Genomic DNA, 19,298 nt, shown 5'->3' with positions numbered 1-19,298 from the left:
TTAATTTAGTTTGACAAAAGATTTTAAAAAAGTCACTTGTTATACTTAAAGAATTTATTTGTAAATTATAAGTTGAAAGATATAGCAGGTGGGCAAACATGATTAAATATGTTTTTACTAAGTTTTAGTAGGAACTACATCGGTGAGATGGAGTGTTAACGCTTTAATAATAATAATTTATTATATAATTATTATTGTATAAAAATGATTTTTTCGGGATGATAAATAAAACTCTGGATATCTATATCTAATTAGATGAAAAGAATCTGAGGTTTTTCTGATTCTTTAAATTTAACAGAAATATATACTTGAATGAAGTATATATTTCTGTTAAATTTATCCTATGGATAGAACAAGTTTAATTAAAGGGAATTTAGAAATGTGTGTATTGTCTATTTTGTCTACAAAGAAAAGTTATGGTTATGAAATTATGAAAGAACTCGAAGTATATAATTTAAAATTGAAAGGAGTAGGAAGTATTTATCCCATTTTAACTAAACTGAAAAATCAAGAGTGGGTTAATACTTATCAAGAGGTGACGGATAGTGGTAAAGTTAGGATTTATTACGAAATTAATGAAAATGGAAAATTACGTCTTGAGAAGAAAGTTAATGAATGGTTAGAGTTGCAATCTGATATTAAAATATTATTAAAGAGTGGTTTGAAAGGAGACCTTCTGAAATGAGGAGTGAATTAAAAGGTAAAGAACAGAAATTTTTAACTGGCGTACTTAAGGAATTAAAGCAATACGATATAAGTTTAGAAGAAAGGGAAAATATTAAACAACAAATTTTAGAGCATATCCAAGAATGTCGTGAACATGGTGAAGAAAGTATAAATGACCTAGGAACGCCTCAATTATTTGTTCAAGACTTTTTGGAGATAAATGAAATTGATCTGCGGGTGAAAATGAAACAACTTCAAAATATAAATAAAAAATCTAATACATTAATCATAATTGGCATATTCGTCGCATTTATTACATACCTCATTTCACAAACTACACTTTCAATATTTTTAACTGAATCCCTTAATCCAACCAACAGTGAAAATAACTTTAATTTTAATCTATTATATCGAATAGCAGAAAATCAATGGTGGAACTCTATATTAATAATGATTAGTTTAATGGTTTCTTTATTAATATCTATAATTTTAGTAATTTATAAAAAAAGAAAGTTATCCGAAGTACATTAAGATGAAGATATCGAAATATAAATTGTTTCTAATTTGTATAGTTTGTAATGTATTAATGTTATGTATTGCACATTCAAAAGTTTACGCTCAGCAAAATATTAGAGTTACTTTAGATATTTATATTGAAAAATTTTTAAAGGAACATAAAATTCCAGGAGCTTCAGTAGCTATTGTACATAATAGAGATGTATTTTACACAAAATTATGGGGGGTTACTGGAGAATTTGAAAAAAGGATAACTAGTAAAACACCATTTGCAATTGGATCAATAAGTAAATCTTTAACTGGTCTAGCTATAGTGAAGTTAATAGAAGATAAAAAAATTAATTTAGAGGATTCAGTTCAACAACATCTTCCTTGGTTTAAAGTAAAAGATAATCAATCGGCCTCAAATATAACAATCCAACATCTACTAACACATTCAAGTGGAATGAGTACCTATGAAGGTTTAGCATTATCAGATAAGCAATCAAAGACTACTACGGCTATAAAAGAAAATGTAATGAAACTGTCGAATGTAACATTAACTGCTCCCCCTGGACAAAAATATCAATATAGTAATGCAAATTATCTCGTTCTTGGTGCACTTATTGAGGAAGTTTCAAAAGAGACATACTCTACTTATATGGAGAAGCAAATTTTTCAGCCATTAAGAATGAATGGTGCAGCAGCAAATAGTGAAGATTCTTATAAAAAGGGTTATTTAACAGGTTATCAATCATGGTTTGGAATACCAAGAAAAAGTACGGTGTCGTATGATAATGGTGGGACACCATATGGATATATTACAGCAAATCTAGAAGATATGATTCAATTCATTAAGTTTTTGAATCACCAAGAGCATACACAATTTTTAAATAAAGATAGTATGGATCTTTATTTATCTCCATTATATAAAATAGATTTAGCGAAATATTATGGTTTTGGACTGAGGACAACAAATATAAATGGAAACGAAAAGATGGTTTGGCATTCAGGCTCAACTCCTGATTCACATGCAGAAATATTTATTTTAAATGAAACTGGCTGGGGTGTTGTGATTTTAACGAATAAAAATCATGTTTTAGAAGAAGCATCACTACCAGAATTTAAAAAAGGGATTATTAATATTTTGAATGGTGAAGAACCGGTTGATATACCAAAAAATATACCAATAGTTCAAATTGTTATGTCAATATTAATATTCGCACTTTTCATTACAGCAATTATGTTAATAATAAAGTATAAACGTAATAAAATTTGTAAAAAAATGACCTGGCTTTTTCTAGGGAGTTTATTTCTAATATTATCTATTACTTTAATTCCACTTCTTATTTATAGTACAAATTCACCGTGGCAGACGATTAAAACGTTTTCTGCAGATGTAGCGTTGCTCATTAGTATTATAGTTACTTTATTGAATGTAAATGGATTAATATCAATATATATTGCGTTGAAAAGTGAATTGGTAAATAAGTCATAAGAGCTTTTAATTATATAAATATAATACATTAAATAATTGTTTAAATTGTTATAAATAGTTGACTCTCACACAATGTCATTGTTTAAGCTTAAGTTGAGCTTCGAATAATTGTAATAAATAGGAGGAACTAATGTTCAAAATAGGGGATTTTTCAAAACTTTCTTCCATTAGTATACGTATGTTGAGACATTACGATAAAGTGGAATTATTACAACCAGTAAAAGTCGATGAGCAAAGTGGTTATCGATTTTATTCAGCAGCCCAATTAAAGAAAGTAAATCAAATTCAAGTGTTAAAAGATATGGGATTTAATATTGCCACTATTAAAGAATTAGTAGAGAGTGAAAATATTGAAGTAATAAAGTCACAATTTGAAAATCGTAGTGCTCAAGTAAAGGAAGAAATAGACGATCTCAAAAAACAATTACGTCTCCTCGAAGACTCAATGAAAACGATGAGAGAGGATGTTATTGAAATGAACTATCATGTTTCATTAAAAGAAATTCCAGAAAGAAATGTAGCAAGTGTTAGAAAGGTTATTCCATCGTATAATTGCGAAGGGGATTTATGGAGTATATTGATGCAAGAAATTAATGTTAAAAATATTAGTATAGCTAATCCGAGTTATAGTATTGCTGTCTTCCATGATCAAGAATATAAAGAAAATGATGTAGATGTAGAAATACAACTAAATATTTTAGGGGAGCATGAAAATACAAAAGATGTTAATTTCAAAAAGATAGATCCATCCTATGTAGCTTCAATAACAGTTAACGGAAGTTATGAACAAATGACAGCTGTAAATGAGGCGGCAGCAAAATGGATTGAAACGGAAGGTTATGAATTAGCTGGACCGATGTTTAATATTTATCACGTTAGTCCAGCGATGGAATCAGATCCTAATAAGTGGGTTACAGAGGTTTGTTATCCGATAAACAAATAAGTAATAAAAAAGGCATGTTCTATGCCTTTTTTATTTTATCAATATTCTTGATACTACTAGAACCTGTACTTTTCCTTTTTTACAGTTTTCGTATCGGACTAAATAATGCAATAAAGACTTCTATTAATTTAGTAAAAGCAGCTAAAGCAAATATAAATATAGGATTGTAAGCTGAAATAATTCCACCTACTAAAGCCCCCAGTGGCATAGCTAATCGTGTAAGTACTCGTGAAAACCCTAAAACTGTTCCTTGCATATTGGATGGAACAGTTTCCTGACGAACCGAGGTTACAATCGTATTCCATACAATATTGCATGTCATTGCAATACCGAAAGCAATTCCGGGAGCGAGCCAATATGTACTCCATAAAGCAATTGTTAATCCAAGTGCTCCAAAAAATAGGAGTAAAGGAATAAGTACACCACGTCGAAATTTCTTTTCTAAAGGTACAGCAATTAAGCTTCCTAAAAGCCCGCCTATCCCAATTAAAGTATAATTATAGCCGCTTTGTGCGGGGGTAAGATGTAATGTCGATAATAAATAATACATAAGTACACCTAAAACAGCACTTGCTCCAAAATTGCCTACCATAGCTTGAAGAGATAAAGCTATATTTAATCGATCTTTTTTGAGCCATTTAAATCCATTAAACAAATCAGCGAATACATTTTGAAATGTATTCTTTTCATTGTTTGTACTGTTTAAAGTTTTAATTGATGGTAATAGTAGCACAGCAATTAATGTTGCAATAAAAGAGAGAACATTAATCCAAAGAACTTGAAAACCACCAATAAAAGAAATGGAAAATCCGGCTAACATAGGTCCAAAAAGACTAGATAGTTGATTTACCATTTGATATAGAGAGTTGGCCTTAGTTAATGATGCTCCAGCAATTTGCGGAATAAACGTAACAGTTGTTACATCAAAAAGCATAGACATAACTGCTAAAATAAAAGTAATTACGTATAAGTGCCATATTTCTAATAGATGTAATGAATGAAGAATCGGCACGAGACTTACTAAAATAATACTGGCTATATCCGCTATCCAAAGTAACTTCCTCCGATCATATCGATCTACAATTACACCAACTAAAGGGCCAAATAAAACGATTGGTAATACGTTAATAGCAAATAAAGAACTCATGATAACTGCTGAACCGGTTAATTGAAAGGCAATCCAAGGTAATGCAAAGATATATAGTGAATCCCCGAGTCGTGAAATGAGTAAACCGAAAATAAAAATTTTGTATTCTTTAGAAAAAACTGTGCTTACAGTCATACTTCTTTCTTGTTTCAACTTCAAAATTGTATGTACCACCTTTATTATAGAGGAATTTGAAAACAACCCGTCCAATACGTATTAAATATATAATTCTGTAAGTATTTGTAAAACCCTACCTTTATAAGTTGAATTTTAAAAATCAGTAGGAACGGGGGAAATTAAGGTAATTTGTTTGGATTTGAGATTCGCCTGATTGAGTTTACGTCTAATATAATTTTTGTTTTTTAAAAATTCTCCTTAACTCAAGATAATATAAGGAGGATTAATTATACTGTAATCAATGATATGTGTATCCTCCATCAGGAAATAATACATTACCTGTAGTAAAACCATTTTGCATTAAATACAGGACAGTATGTGCAATTTCATCATTATACCCAGGTCTCTGTACAAGAGAAAGAGATTTATAATCTTCATAAGCAGCTAGTCTTTTCTCATTTTGTTCATTCTCTCTTCGTATCGTTCCAGGAGAAACAAAATTAACTCTAATAGGAGCTAATTCAACAGCTAAAGCTTTCCCTAAGCTTTCAATAGCACCATTACAAGCGCCATAAGCAGGTGCACATTTAAGTGGTCTTTGACTAAATGCACCGGACATTAACACGATAGATCCAGAGTTTGAAAGAAAAGGAATCGCATATTTTACGGCGTAATATTGTGGCCAAAACTTTCCGATAAAGCTGCTTTCAGCAATATCATCTGTAGCGGTTATTGGTCCAAGTGTGTAAGAGGCTCCTGGTGTGAATAAATGATTAAAATTCCCAACCTTCTTGAAAAAATCTTGTAATTGCTCTTTATTTTGATTATCCAATACATAAGTTTGAAGATGGTTGTTATTTATTATTTCTCGAGCAGCCTTTAATTTTTCTTCCGAGCGCCCTGCAATAATAACATGTGCTCCTTGTTCAAGTGCTTGTTTTGCTGTTGCTAATCCAATACCAGAACTCCCGCCGATGATAACGATATGTTTATCTTTTAATACAGTAATAGACATGATTAAACATCTCCCTTAATATAAGATTTAAAATAAGTTGTGTTAATTTTATTATTCGTTAAAAAATGACTACTGAAAAGTACGCACTTTATATGTACTTAGTCGCGAATTTCGTACTAATCGCTTGTTATATGGATACATAATATAAAAAATTATTCATTATAATTTATGATTTGAGGGGAGTGGTGAGGAAAGTGAATTTAGAGGAACCGAAATTAAAAGGGGTAATAGCGACATTACAAATAATCGGTGGGAAATGGAAGCCACTCATTTTATTTATATTATTAACAGATGGAACGAAACGGTTTGGTGAATTAAAGCGATTAATACCAGGCATTTCTCAAGGAACATTAGCGAAGCAGCTTCGTGAATTAGAGCACGATCAACTAATAAAACGCGAAATTTATCAAGAAATACCACCTAAAGTGGAATATAGCTTAACTGAGCATGGAAAAACAGTCAGTATTGTTTTGGATAGTATGTGTGGTTGGGGAAGAGGACATTTAGAATATATCGATAAAAACAAACTATAATATTATTATGTAAACTAAATGGGATTTGTCGAAACATATCGTTTTAATAATTTTTATTTTATAATATATAATTAAATAGTGTTATAGGTTATTATATATGCAGTCTTCCAGATGAAGTGATATAGATGAAATGCTGTATCGTTCGAAGTAACTAGTTGTTCGGGGCTGAAAAAATGCGTAGCAGATATAAAAGAAGACGTAGGCCCTTTCACGATAATATCAACTATGAGTCTATTTCGAGAATCATCTAAACAGTTAATGCATTTTTGCAAAGGGGAAATAATAAAATGAACGAATTAGAGTATAAAAACTTTTATGATAAAGTGGGACGATTAAACGGATGGGACTTTAGTAAGCTAAAATGTGAAACTGTAGGAGACATTTGGGACTTTTATGATGAAGTAAAAATAAGATGTAAACCAGCAGATATTCTACTTGATGTTGGTACAGGTGGAGGCGAGAATGTACTAAAAATAGCATCTTCAGCTGCATTACTGATTGGAATAGATAATTCTAATGGAATGATCAAAACAGCACATTCCAATTTGAATAAAGCAGGTGTACAAAATGTTGAATTTCTTCAAATGGATTCTGAATTTTTAACGTTTCCGCATGCTCATTTTGATATTACTTCAAGTTGTCATGCGCCGTTTGTAGCATCTGAGTTAGCAAAAGTAATGAAAAAAGGTGCTTCTTTCTTAACACAACAAGTTAGTGAGCGTGATAAATTAAATTTAAAAGAAGCATTTGGAAGAGGGCAATGTTTAGGTGAAAGAGATGGTACGTTAAAAGATAAGTATATGGGTGAACTTATTAGTGCAGGATTTGAACTCGTGCAAGTACGTGAATATGATGTTACTGATTATTACAGTACTCCTGAGGATCTTATTTTCTTATTAAAACATACGCCTATTATTCCTAGATTTGGAGAAAAAGAAGAGGACTTTAATATTTTACAAAAGTTCATTGACGCTAATAGTTCCGAAAAAGGGATTCGTACGAATTCAAAAAGGTTTATGATTATTGCTGTTAAATCATAGTGTATTTTAACGTAAAAGCTGATCTTCTTTAAAAGAAAATCAGCTTTTTTTGTGGAAAAGAATGCAGAGAAAACTGACAGTATAGTAAAAGTACTTCCTAATACTACACATTTGTTACACTGGGATAAACCAGAAGTTGTTATAGAGGAAATAAAAAGTAATTGGAGCTAACATATTCATACTAAAGTTGTAGTTTTTACACGAAAAATCCACCCTTCGGTTTGATTTTATCTATTTATAAGTGTAATACAATAAGAATAGATAATAAGAAACAAGGGGGAATGTAAAGTGATTACACATATATCAGATATAAAACTACAAACGGTTTCTATAGAAGGGGTAAAACAAGTTTATAAGGATATATTATCTTTTCCAATAAAAAAAGAAACAGCATCATTTATTCAATTTGAAGTAACACCATACACAACAATTAGTTTCCAGGAAGTATATGAACCAATTGCACCCGCACATTTCGCTTTTGAGATTCCATATTCAAAATTTCATGAAACAGCAAAATGGCTTGAAGGTTCTGGATTAGTCATTGTGAAGTGGAAAGATGGAAATACAATTGGTGAGGATAACGGTCTATTCAACTTATACTTTAAAGACGGTGATGGAAATCTTCTTGAAATTATCGCACATAATTATATTAATGAAGCGGTATTAGTTCCACATTCACCATTAAACATTTTATATGTGAGGGAAATTGGTCTTCCGGTTAAAAGTGTACCTGTATTTACGGAATGGTTGAAAGTAAATCTAAATATGAAAACGATGGAAGATGGGGATATTTTCAACTTTGTTATTGGTGGGACTGCATATATTGTTGCAACCTGGTGGCAGCGACCGTGGATCCCAATTGCGATGAAAGCTTTACCACCGAAAGTACATGTTTCATTCGGAACACCGGATCATGCGTTTTTACAACAAATCCAAAATAACTTTAAGAAAAATGGTGTTCCATTTGAAAGTAAACATACTGAAGTATTGTTTATTCAACAAGGGTATTCATTTTCTGTTTTGCATACACCGGAGTTTCATTCCGATATTCCTAGAAAATTAAACTTACCACTTTCTATATAATTATAGGTAGGGGTAAGTTTTTTTCATTTTCATGAAGAAGGGTTTCAGTATAATTACACTGAATTTATAGAGGACTATAAGGCGTTATTCTAATTTACTGTAAGGAGAGAAATGAATTGAATCTAGGAAATCCGATAGCCAAAGGAAATACGGCTGAAATTTATCTTTGTGATAATAAAGTTGTGAAATTGTTTAAAGAATACCTCCCTAATACAGAATCTCTATACGAAGCACAAAAACAAAAGTATGCATATTCATGTGGTTTACACGTTCCTAAAGTATTTGAAGTTACAGAGATACAAGGTAGACAAGCTATTATTATGGAATATGTAGAAGGGGAAAGTGTTGGTGAGCTTTTGCTTAATAATTTGAGTAAAGCGGAGCATTATATAAGTATATGTGTTAGTGTACAACAAAAGATTCATGCGATCTGTGTGAGATCAGATGAAATAGAGCTGATGGAAAAGAGGGTTTATCGTCAAATTAATTCTGTTCATAATCTGGATGAAAAACAAAAGGGAAATATATTAAAAAAGTTAGATTCAATCACATTTGAACCTAGATTATGTCATGGTGATTTACATCCGTTTAATTTAATTATGAGTAATGGTGATGTGAAAATTATAGATTGGGTTGATGCTAGTTTAGGTGATATTCGTGCAGATGTGTTTCGGACATACTTATTGTATTCACAGAATTCAGTGGAATTAGCTGAAATGTATTTACATATATATTGCAAAAAAACAGGTCTATTAAGAGATGAAATTTTCCAGTGGGCTCCTATTATTAGCGCAGCTAGATTGGCAGAGAGTACACCTCTGTAAATAAAAGATGTTTTTCATGTATTTATTCTGATTCTTGTAAGGATGGTGTATCATTTGTTTTTTACTCATTGATATTCCCTGTTATTTTTTTATTGCTAATTCTTTTCGGTTTGTCATATACTTAAAAGAGACCAAACGTTTTCTTTTAGGAGGACACAATGCGTAAAGGTGAATTAACAAAAAGAATGATTCTTGATCGTTCCTCTGCTCTGTTTAATGTAAAGGGGTATAGTGGTTCTTCAATTTCTGATATTATGCGAGAGACGGGGCTAGAGAAGGGTGGTATTTATCGTCACTTTAAAAATAAAGATGACTTGGCTGTTCAATCCTTTCAGCACGCAACTTCACAAATGGGAGTGCGTTATGCCGAAGAGATAAAAAAAGCATCCAATACGTTGGATAAGTTAAAAACTTTTATTTCAGTTTTTACATCTCTTATTCATAATGATCCTCTTCCAGGAGGCTGTCCAATCATGAATGTAACGTTAGAAGCAGATGATTCCCACCCACTTATGGCAGAACAAGCACAGATAGCGATGAATCAATTACTTGGAATGATTGAAAAAATTATTATGAATGGAATTGAGCAAGGGGAGTTAAGATCAGATACTCAAGCAAAGCAGATTGCTATCATCTGGATTTCTTCTCTTGAAGGAGCACTTGCCTTGTCACGCTTATACCAAGATACAGTCTATATTGATATAGTATCGTCACGACTTTTAGATGAATTGGAAAAACAAATTACGGCCAAGTAAGCCGTAATTTTTATCAAAAAAAGAGACTGATTGGTTTCTTTTTTGAGGGGGTGATTACTTAATAGAAATTCCATGATGGAACTATGAAAAAACGGATGAGAGAAGAATGGTACTAATACAAAATAGTAAATTGAAAAATGTGTAGAGTATGAACGATTTCGGCCTACCTGTTTCTAATTTTTGGAGGAGTGTGAAAAGGGATATGAGAGAATTTGAAACAATCGTAATTGGATCTGGCCCTGGAGGATATGTTGCTGCAATAAGAGCTTCACAATTAGGGAAACAAGTGGCAATTATAGAAAGAGAGAATCTTGGTGGCGTATGTGCTAACGTCGGCTGCATTCCATCTAAGGCACTTATTTCTGTAGGTCATCGTTTTGAGGAAACAAAGCATTCAGAAAATATGGGTATTTTTTCTTCTGGTGTAAATGTTGATTTTGCAAAAGTACAAGAATTTAAAAACAACGTTGTAAAGAGACTAGTAGGTGGTGTAGAAGGGGTATTAAAAAGCAATAAAGTAGAAGTGATAAAAGGTGAAGCTTATTTCATGGATGTTAACACTATACGAGTAACCAATAAAGATGCAGCTCAAACATATACATTTAAAAATGCAATTATAGCTACTGGATCACGCCCAGTTGAAATTCCAACATTTAAATTTACAAAACGTGTGATTAACTCTACAGGTGTACTTAGTTTAACTGAAGTTCCAAGTAAATTGGTTGTAATCGGTGGTGGTTACATTGGTACTGAATTGGGCTCTGCTTACGCTTCCCTCGGTTCTATAGTAACAATTATTGAAGGAGGTAAAGATATTTTAACTGGCTTCGATAAACAAATGACTCAAATTGTGAAAGAAGACCTTATAAACAAAGGTGTTACAGTAATAGTAGATGCATCCGCTAAAGGTGTTGAAGAAGTTGAAAATGGTGTAATTGTTACCTACGAAATTGGTGGTGAAGAAAAGAAAGTTGACGCTGATTACGTATTAGTAACGGTTGGCCGTCGTCCTAATACTGAAAATATGGGTTTTGAAAAAATCGGTATTGAGTTTTCTGACCGCGGTTTATTAAAAGTTGATCAACAATGCCGTACTAACCTTCCGAACATTTTTGCTATAGGAGATACCATTGCTGGTCCACAGCTTGCACATAAAGCATTTTACGAAGGAAAAGTAGCTGCCGAAGCTATCTCTGGTGAACTATCATTTGTTGATTACTTGGCAATTCCAGCAGTTTGTTTCACAAATCCTGAATTAGCTACAGTTGGTTATACTGAAGAACGAGCAAAGGCAGAAGGCATGGAAGTAAAAGTGATTCAATCCCCATTTTCAGCAAACGGTCGTGCACTTGTATCAAATGAAGGAAAAGGGTTCTTGAGGCTATTGGTGCGTAAAGAAGATGGTGTATTAGTAGTTGCTCAAATCGTGGGTAATGGTGCATCGGAAATAATTGCCGAAATGGGTTTAGCAATTGAATCAGGCATGACAGTTGAAGATATTGCATTAACACCACATGCTCAACTAACTTTAAGTGAGATTGTGATGGAAGCTGCTGAGGCCTTAATTTACAATTTTAAATAAATATTAATTAATAAAAATTGGATTTCTTCGTTTTTTAGAAATTCTAAATAAAATAAATGTAGAGATAAATAAATATGTAAAAAACAATCTTTACTAATAAACTTCTTAATAACATATTATGGCTAATTGAGCCGTTTTTTTACCGTAAAAAAGAGACTATTCGGTTTCTTTTTGTGAGAGGATTTATTCATTTATTAGAGAATAAAAAGTGAAATTATGGAAAATAAATATGAGAGGAGAATACAAATGAGTCAATTTGTTAATTCAACAATGGAAGGTAAAAATTTTAGTGCTGTTCAAGTAGGAAAGTGGGAGGATCTGCTTCAATATAAAAATGGAAATCCATTTAAAGCTCCTGGAAAGGTATTTCTTAAAGATGACTTACAATGTACAGGGATGGAAGTTTCACTAAATGTTTTCCCTCCAGGCATTTCAATGCCCTTTTATCATAAGCATAGAGAAAATGAAGAGCTGTATATCTTCGTCAAAGGACAAGGGGAATTCAAGATTGATGATGAAATCCTTGAAATTAAAGAGGGTACTGTCATAAGGGTGGCAAAAGAGGGGGAAAGAATTTGGCGTAACAATTCAAGTGAACCTCTCTATTTTATTTGTATTCAAGCTAGGGCAAATACTTTGGAAGAAAGTAATATCGAGGATGGTATTAAGCTAGATAAATCCGTTGAATGGATTGAAAAATAGGTGCCACTGTACGATTAAATATCGTTTCGCTCCTTGTATTTTTTCTTTTGAAGAAAACTTATCTATAGAAAAGTACACCCAATTGTTAAACTGAATGTAACAATTGGGTGTACTTCATAGGAAACCAACTGTGTTTAAAGAATGGCTTTTTTCAATCTTTATTCTATAAAGGTTCATTATCCGTACTTGTTCCTCAGTTAACTCTTCTTTATTCCAATACATATGCATTAAACTATATTCGAATATCTCCTTTAATTTAATAAACAATGGAAGCTGCTCTATCATTTCTTTAGGTAGATCATTTTCCTCCTGGTATCCGTCGATAATTGCTTTTGTAATAGAATTCTCATAGTCGACTATGTTGCCATTCCCAACGAAAGAATATTCTATCGCGCTATAGACTGGAACAGCTAAATCGAATATGTAAAAATGTTTTTCACAGTCTTGAAAATCAATCATTTGGATATAGTTTATTAATTAGTTTAAGTATCTCTTTTTCTATATTATTCATTTTAACTTCCTTTCCAAACATAAATTTTCCACTTACAAAACTACTAGTTCCTTAACTTACAAATTTCGTGTTTTATTTGGTAGAATCCTTTAAAAAAGATTTATCCCGTAAAAGTCCGATTAGTATGGGATAATAATCAGTGGGGAGGAACAAACTCCCCACTGATTAAAGTTTCACTTTATTGGAAAGTTAAGTAAATGTATGGAAAAATAAGATAGCTGAAAAAATATGAAATGAGTAATTACATATGATATTTAAAGGTTCTAGAGGGTGGTTAATGTTATAAACCACAAGAAATATCAAAAGAAAGAAGTGGATACTTCTTATAATATTTAGTGAGGAGGGATATAAATAAATGAATGAACATATACAGCTAATGATTGAATGGATTGAGGGCAATTTAAAAAAGGAGTTTTCATTAGATAAATTATCTGATTATATGGGGTATTCTCCTTACTTCAGTTCGTTTAAATTTCATCAAGTAACAGGGATAAGTATTAGACGATATATTCTTCTTAGAAGATTGTATTTATCAACGGAAGATTTGACGAATGATAGAAAGATAATTGATATCGCATTTGATTACGATTACTCTTCGCAAGAGGCTTATAGTAGAGCATTTAAAACTGTTTTTGGTATAACCCCAGGAAAATTCCAACTTAACAAAATACCGGTTCAATCATTTATTAAACTCTCAATCAATGATGGCAAGGAGTGGGATAGAATGAATTTTTCTAGAAAAATTGAAGTTAATCAGTTACGGAATGCGAAGAGTGAGCTGTTTGATAAAGATGTACTAAATATATTAAATGGTCAATTTATGTATGAAGAATTTAAAAGTGAAAGACTAATGGGGGAGTCTGATTACGCTCCATTTAATGAAGCTATGTGTGTAAATGCGACTACTGCACAGATTTTTGATGATGAGTTTATTAAAACAAGGGCAGAAGGACACCATGGTACTGTAGAAAATTATATGAAAAAGGTTATTCATCCTTTAGAGAATCTTTTTAAGAAAGAGTATAAATGTATCGTTTTATGGTTTGGTGAGGATATGTTTTGCCAAATGAATCTACTTACCGTACTTTCTTACCTTGAACAGTCTGATTATAAGGGAAAAGTATACTTAAATAGCTTCAGAGAGGATGAATTTAAAGTAAGTCAAATTGAACTTGAATTAGGGAACTATTTTTCTGTTTACAATGAAGTTCTAGTAAATCATAAAAAACCATCTCATGAGATACTACCTGTAATGTATCAGGCGATAGATTTATATTTAGAGATGCTAAAAGAAAATAATGTAGTAGTAAAGTATATCTCCAAAAATAAAGATTTACCAACACAAGAGTTACTAAAAAGGTTGTTTAATCTTTTTCCAACAATAGGATATGGGGACCTACAATATATAGAGCTTATTAATAAAGCGAGATAAAGATTCAATTTGTATTGAATAAAAAAACAATAAAAAATGCACCTATAAGGACAGATGCATTTTTTTATTTATATTTGTTTAAGTAATTCCAATTCCTCTTCTACGAATGCCATTAATTCTTTTATTGTCTCACTAGAAAAATCAAAACGAATTCCAGCTGCTTCATATACCTCTGGTAAGGATTCAGAGCTACCTAGAGATAATGCTTTTTTGTAATTTTGTAGTGCTTGTTTAGGATTCTCTTTATATTGTTTATACATTTGCAATGCACCAAGTTGCGCGATTGCATATTCGATATAATAGAATGGTATTTCGAATATGTGTAGTACAGGTAACCAGCCAGTTGCTATCCAGTTTTCATAACCTTCAATATTTACCACATTCGATTGGTAAGTGTTATGTAATTCTAAATATTTTTCATTTCTTTCTTTAGCAGTATGATTTGGATTTTCATACATCCAATGTTGGAATTGATCAACGATAAGCATTTGTGGTAAATACTTAACAATATCTTTAAAGAAATCTGATTTTGCTTTTATAAATTCTTCTGTATTCTCATAAAATGTATCCCAATACTCCATCGAAAACAATTCCATTGTCATGCTGGCTAGCTCAGCTGATTCTGAAGGGATTTCTAAATATTTTTGTAGCTGTAGCTGCTTCATACATTCATTATGAATACTATGGCCCATTTCATGGAGGAAAGTAGTAACATCATAATGTGTATGATTGAGATTCATAAAAATAAAAGATAATTGAGAAGCAGGTAAGTGTTCGCAAAATCCTCCAGGTGCTTTTCCTTTACGACTTTCTAAATCTAAGCAATCATTTTTATGCATACGGCTCAATAATGCAGAAAATTCTGGGTCTAGTTTTTGTAAAATATGAGAACTTTTTTCGATTAAATCACTCTCGTCTTCAATGGGTTTTAATACTTTTTGATTTGGTGCGGCTGCTTTTAGATCCCACGGACGAAGTGTATCTACTTGAAGTTCAGCTTTTTTCTCATTAAATATATTATCAATAAGTGGCACAACGTATTTACGAACGGATTCTGCAAGTTCATAGCAATCATCAGCCGTATAATCAAAACGTTCATATTTTTTAAACATATAATCACGATAATTATCTAATTGAATGTTTTTTGCCTTTTGGTGACGGATTGCAATTAATTCATTTAAAATATGTTGTAAATTATTTTCAACAGATAAGAATTTTTCAGAAATGAGCATTTTTGCTTTTTTTCGTATATCACGATTCGGATTTTGTAAGTAAGACTGTAGTTCAGTAATTGTTTTTTCTTCGCCATCCCATAGTGCAGTCAAACTGCCTGTAATTTCGAAGTACTCGGTTACTAATTTGTCTTCTTTTACTTCTAAATCAATGTTCTTTTCACAAAATAATGTTTGCGCATTTTTTATTTTTTTATCTAGTAAGCTATAAGTTTTTGGATCAAGTTGCATTCGAAATGGTGACTCTAAATATTTATTATCAAAGGAATTTTGATAACGTTTCAAAAGAGGCCTTACATATTGTTGATCATATTCAAACGTATCTTTTATTTCTTTGTTATCTGTATTACATTGAAAGTCAATATAGTGTGATCTCAATTGTTCTTCGATTTCCCATATTAATTTCGACTGTATTTTCAGCCAATTTTCTAAATCTTCTCCTGAAGAAATGGGTTTACTTAATAAAGTAGATAATTCGTTCTCTAGCTCATGTATATTATGGATATCGATCGTATTAGAGTTCTGCATTATTTACCCCTCACTTTTTATTTACTCAAGGAGGTATTCTTCTTTTTCGCTATGATTCCTTTTTTTCCTAGAAAATTTGTGCCTATTACTCCAAGAACAATCATAAGTGTACCGACAATATGATAGTAGGCAATTTGCTCGTGTAAGAATACAACGCCTGCGATAATGGTAATAAGTGTAGATAAGTTGCTAAAAACACTTATTTTGGCTGCTTCAATATAAGATAATGAATAGTTTAATAATAATGCTGTCAGTAAGGAAGATAGTAATCCTAAATATAAAATGGAGATAAGGAACGTTCCATTCTTAAATGGCTTAAAGTATACAGTTATTGTACCTTTGTTCATATGGTCAATGATTGCGATGAAATTAAAACTAATAAAACCGATTGCTGTCATTGTGTATGTTAAATCCATCAGCTTGAATTTCTTTGTCATTTTTCGAGCTAATACATTGTAGCAAGCAGATGATAATGCCGATAATAAAATGAGAATAACACCGATAAAGCTCGTTTCATGAGCCCCTATACCATTCATAACAAATATATAAATGACACCTATGACAGAAATACATACTGATGTTTTTTGCCATGTATTCGTATATTCTTTTAAAAAATAGGAAGCTAGTATCATCGTAAATATAGGGATCGCTGCTTGTATAATTCCAGCTTCAGATGAACTTGTATATACTAAGCCAAATGCTTGGAAAGCAAAGAACAATGCTGGATAAAATATTGCGAGTGGTAAAAGTGTAAGTATGTTTTTAAATGATATATTTAACTTTACAAAACCGAAAATAACCGGAATGGTTGCTGCTATGAAGGCAACTGTAAAACGGTGAGCCAGAGTATCAAGAGGACTCGTAATGGTTAGTGCTAGTTTCACAAACATAAATGAAAATCCAATAATAAATGAATAGAGTAATGCTGATATATATGCTTTTGTTGTATTTGTCATAATTCCACCTCATAGTAGTTGATTTCTTACTGGCCAGTATACGTACATAGTAATCCTTCTGATCTAGTGCTACAATGTGAACAAATACAAACTGTACCGGTACAAAAAAATAGGAGGTGTAATGATGTATAAATATTTACATGTTTTGAACGACTTAGAAAGTATGATTCAGAATGGTGAGATAAAAGAAGGAAAGAAATTACCGTCTATACGGTCGCTTGTTACACAATATGAATGTAATAAGGCGACTGTAATACGAGCGCTGCATGAATTGGAAAAGCGTCATATTATTTATTCTGTACCTCAAAGTGGATACTACGTTGTTAAGAAATCTGGAAGTTACATAGAAAGTAACGAGATTATTGATTTCGCTTCTTCGGCCCCAGATCCAGATGTTTTTCCATACTTAGATTTTCAGCATTGCATTAATAAAGCGATTGATACCTATAAGAATGATTTGTTTATATACGGAACACCGAAAGGGTTACCATCTTTAATTTCGGTTGTGCAAAAACAGTTAGCAAACTATCAAGTTTTCACAAAGGAGGATAATATATTTATAACGTCAGGTGTGCAGCAAGCACTTGCTATATTAACTTCAATACCATTTCCGAATGAACATAATATGATTCTAATTGAACAGCCAAGTTACCATTTATATATTGAATATGTAGAAACAAATAACATTCCTGTAATCGGAATTAAGCGTACGCATGAGGGGATAGATTTAAATGAACTAGAGCGGATATTCAGCACAGAAAAAATTAAATTCTTTTATACAACTCCAAGATTTCATCATCCACTTGGAACTTCGTATTCTAAAAAAGAGAGAGAAAAGATTATTAAACTTGCGAAGAAATATAATGTATTTATAGTAGAAGACGACTATTTAGCAGATTTAGAAACTGATTCAAAAGTAGATCCGTTTTACAGCCAAGATAATTGTAATCATGTTATATATTTAAAAAGTTATTCGAAGATCATCTTTCCTGGTTTGCGAGTCGGTGTTGCAGTCATCCCGCAATCCATTGCAGATGCCTTTTATAAGTATAAAAAGATTTTAGATATCGATAGTCCTATGATTTCGCAAGCTGCTTTAGAAATTTACATAAAGAGCGGAATGTTTGATCGGCATAAACATAAAATAAAAGCATCTTACTACAATAGGTCAAAAAAACTAGCGGCAGTAGTAGAAGGTGTTCAAAATGAAAATTCACATTTGTTTACTTCTAGAACAGTAGATCCAATTGGAATACACACTTGTTTACAGTTGAAAAAAAATATAGTCACGGACACATTTATTAAAAATTTAAGCAAGAGTCAAATAAGCATAGATTCTATTGATAAAAATTATTTAAGTAACTTTCATAAAGAGAGATTGTTAAAGTTAAATGTATCTAATGTAAAAGAAGAAAAGATTGAAGAAGGGATTGGGAAAGTAATTGAGGAAATAAAACGAATGAACCGTGTAGATTTTCAGTTTAAAAAAGAATAATGTTTATTAAGAGGCGTAATATGAAAAAGAAAATAATTGCATTGTTTGTATGTACTGCTCTGGTTGAGTCACAATAATAATGTTTAATTACAAAAAAATCGTTCCATTCATGATATACCATTAAAAGGTCGTTTTCTTGAATTTGAATTAGAGAACGGGTTATGTATATGTGAATTTAAGGTAATTCAGAGGGTGTTATTTCATTTAGTATAAGGAAGTATTACTCAACATGGAGGAGATTAATTATGAGCGATACACAGACATTACGAGGGCTAACCACAGTTAGTTTTTGGACAAATGATCTAGCAGCTGCGAAGAAGTGGTACGCTGAGCTATTAGGAAGCGAACCATACTTTGAACGCCCAGGATATGCCGAATTTCGCCTTGGAGACTACCAACATGAGCTAGGTTCGATAGTCGTTATGCGCCAGTTGGTACAGTGACCGGTCCAGCTGGTGCTATCGTGTATTGGCATGTTGATGATGTTACAGCAACTTACAATAAGCTGATGTCTATGGGAGCGAAAGAGTATGAGGCACCTACAGAGCGCGGCGTGGGATTCACCACCGCTTCTGTAGGTGATCCCTTCGGAAACATATTAGGCATTATGTACAATCAGCACTATTTAGATGTGCTGATTTCGAACAAAAAAGCGTGAACCTCGCTGTTGCACCACGAGGCATAGGGTGCAATGCTACTCAAATTTAATTCATATTATTTTACCCCTTTCTTAAAAAAAGAACG

Annotated in this window: 17 protein-coding genes and 3 pseudogenes; 15 read left to right on the top strand and 5 right to left on the bottom strand. The window is 31.9% G+C overall.

Annotated features, from left to right (window positions below; translation table 11 throughout):
- The first annotated feature begins 343 nt into the window (after window positions 1-343).
- The 4 genes from SB773_RS08755 (at window position 344) to SB773_RS08740 (ending at window position 3,602) form a co-directional block, all read left to right on the top strand.
- Window positions 344-685: a PadR family transcriptional regulator gene (locus SB773_RS08755; protein WP_410589547.1), complete on the top strand. Its 342-nt coding sequence runs from the start codon at window positions 344-346 to the stop codon at window positions 683-685.
- Window positions 682-1,197 (top strand): DUF1129 domain-containing protein, encoded by a 516-nt coding sequence (locus SB773_RS08750; RefSeq protein WP_410589545.1) that lies wholly within the window; start codon window positions 682-684, stop codon window positions 1,195-1,197. Before SB773_RS08755 ends, SB773_RS08750 begins: the two co-directional genes overlap by 4 nt.
- 1 nt (window position 1,198) lies before the next feature.
- Window positions 1,199-2,659 carry a serine hydrolase domain-containing protein gene (locus tag SB773_RS08745; RefSeq protein ID WP_410589543.1) on the top strand — a complete coding sequence of 487 codons (1,461 nt, stop codon included), beginning with the start codon at window positions 1,199-1,201 and terminating at the stop codon, window positions 2,657-2,659.
- Between the two features lie 130 nt (window positions 2,660-2,789).
- Complete coding sequence (locus SB773_RS08740; RefSeq protein ID WP_410589541.1) at window positions 2,790-3,602, top strand: MerR family transcriptional regulator; 813 nt, start codon at window positions 2,790-2,792, stop codon at window positions 3,600-3,602.
- Window positions 3,603-3,681: 79 nt separating this feature from the next.
- On the opposite strand, the gene SB773_RS08735 is transcribed toward SB773_RS08740, so the two are convergent.
- On the bottom strand, window positions 3,682-4,908 hold the full coding sequence (locus SB773_RS08735) for an MFS transporter (protein WP_410589539.1): 1,227 nt from the start codon (window positions 4,906-4,908) through the stop codon (window positions 3,682-3,684).
- A 256-nt stretch (window positions 4,909-5,164) separates the two neighbouring features.
- Window positions 5,165-5,881, bottom strand: a complete 717-nt coding sequence (locus SB773_RS08730; RefSeq protein WP_410589537.1) for an SDR family oxidoreductase — start codon at window positions 5,879-5,881, stop codon at window positions 5,165-5,167.
- 185 nt (window positions 5,882-6,066) lie between these two features.
- Between SB773_RS08730 and SB773_RS08725 the strand changes: the two genes are divergently transcribed.
- The 8 genes and pseudogenes from SB773_RS08725 to SB773_RS08690 all read left to right on the top strand — a co-directional run bounded on the left by SB773_RS08725 (window position 6,067) and on the right by SB773_RS08690 (window position 12,400).
- A complete protein-coding gene (locus tag SB773_RS08725) occupies window positions 6,067-6,414 on the top strand; it encodes a winged helix-turn-helix transcriptional regulator (RefSeq protein ID WP_002085409.1) in 348 nt (115 codons plus the stop codon).
- A 287-nt stretch (window positions 6,415-6,701) separates the two neighbouring features.
- Complete coding sequence (locus SB773_RS08720; RefSeq protein ID WP_410589535.1) at window positions 6,702-7,454, top strand: class I SAM-dependent methyltransferase; 753 nt, start codon at window positions 6,702-6,704, stop codon at window positions 7,452-7,454.
- Between the two features lie 69 nt (window positions 7,455-7,523).
- Window positions 7,524-7,625: pseudogene (locus tag SB773_RS08715) on the top strand (alpha/beta hydrolase); the annotation flags it as partial.
- 117 nt (window positions 7,626-7,742) lie between these two features.
- Window positions 7,743-8,537: a VOC family protein gene (locus SB773_RS08710; RefSeq protein WP_410589533.1), complete on the top strand. Its 795-nt coding sequence runs from the start codon at window positions 7,743-7,745 to the stop codon at window positions 8,535-8,537.
- A gap of 116 nt (window positions 8,538-8,653) precedes the next feature.
- Window positions 8,654-9,361: a phosphotransferase family protein gene (locus SB773_RS08705; RefSeq protein WP_410589531.1), complete on the top strand. Its 708-nt coding sequence runs from the start codon at window positions 8,654-8,656 to the stop codon at window positions 9,359-9,361.
- A 158-nt stretch (window positions 9,362-9,519) separates the two neighbouring features.
- Window positions 9,520-10,116 carry a TetR/AcrR family transcriptional regulator gene (locus tag SB773_RS08700; RefSeq protein ID WP_410589529.1) on the top strand — a complete coding sequence of 199 codons (597 nt, stop codon included), beginning with the start codon at window positions 9,520-9,522 and terminating at the stop codon, window positions 10,114-10,116.
- Window positions 10,117-10,318: 202 nt separating this feature from the next.
- On the top strand, window positions 10,319-11,698 hold the full coding sequence (gene lpdA, locus SB773_RS08695) for a dihydrolipoyl dehydrogenase (protein WP_410589527.1): 1,380 nt from the start codon (window positions 10,319-10,321) through the stop codon (window positions 11,696-11,698).
- Between the two features lie 246 nt (window positions 11,699-11,944).
- On the top strand, window positions 11,945-12,400 hold the full coding sequence (locus SB773_RS08690) for a cupin domain-containing protein (RefSeq protein ID WP_410589525.1): 456 nt from the start codon (window positions 11,945-11,947) through the stop codon (window positions 12,398-12,400).
- Window positions 12,401-12,514: 114 nt separating this feature from the next.
- Here the strand turns inward: SB773_RS08690 and SB773_RS08685 are convergent.
- A pseudogene (locus SB773_RS08685) lies at window positions 12,515-12,865 on the bottom strand (protein kinase); the annotation flags it as partial.
- A gap of 401 nt (window positions 12,866-13,266) precedes the next feature.
- Here SB773_RS08685 and SB773_RS08680 point away from each other — a divergent pair.
- Window positions 13,267-14,343, top strand: coding sequence for a helix-turn-helix domain-containing protein (locus tag SB773_RS08680; protein WP_410589523.1), 1,077 nt, complete (start codon window positions 13,267-13,269; stop codon window positions 14,341-14,343).
- Window positions 14,344-14,411: 68 nt separating this feature from the next.
- Here SB773_RS08680 and SB773_RS08675 read toward each other — a convergent pair whose 3' ends face one another.
- Window positions 14,412-16,103 carry a M3 family oligoendopeptidase gene (locus SB773_RS08675; RefSeq protein ID WP_410589521.1) on the bottom strand — a complete coding sequence of 564 codons (1,692 nt, stop codon included), beginning with the start codon at window positions 16,101-16,103 and terminating at the stop codon, window positions 14,412-14,414.
- 17 nt (window positions 16,104-16,120) lie between these two features.
- Window positions 16,121-17,059, bottom strand: coding sequence for a DMT family transporter (locus SB773_RS08670; RefSeq protein WP_410589519.1), 939 nt, complete (start codon window positions 17,057-17,059; stop codon window positions 16,121-16,123).
- 124 nt (window positions 17,060-17,183) lie between these two features.
- Between SB773_RS08670 and SB773_RS08665 the strand changes: the two genes are divergently transcribed.
- Window positions 17,184-18,554 (top strand): aminotransferase-like domain-containing protein, encoded by a 1,371-nt coding sequence (locus SB773_RS08665; protein ID WP_410589517.1) that lies wholly within the window; start codon window positions 17,184-17,186, stop codon window positions 18,552-18,554.
- A 245-nt stretch (window positions 18,555-18,799) separates the two neighbouring features.
- Window positions 18,800-19,212, top strand: a pseudogene (locus tag SB773_RS08660) (VOC family protein).
- Window positions 19,213-19,298: the final 86 nt, after the last annotated feature.

This window comes from Bacillus sp. SIMBA_074, from assembly GCF_046534555.1.
GTDB lineage: Bacteria > Bacillota > Bacilli > Bacillales > Bacillaceae_G > Bacillus_A > Bacillus_A mycoides.
This window is presented reverse-complemented; position numbering and strand designations above follow the sequence as displayed.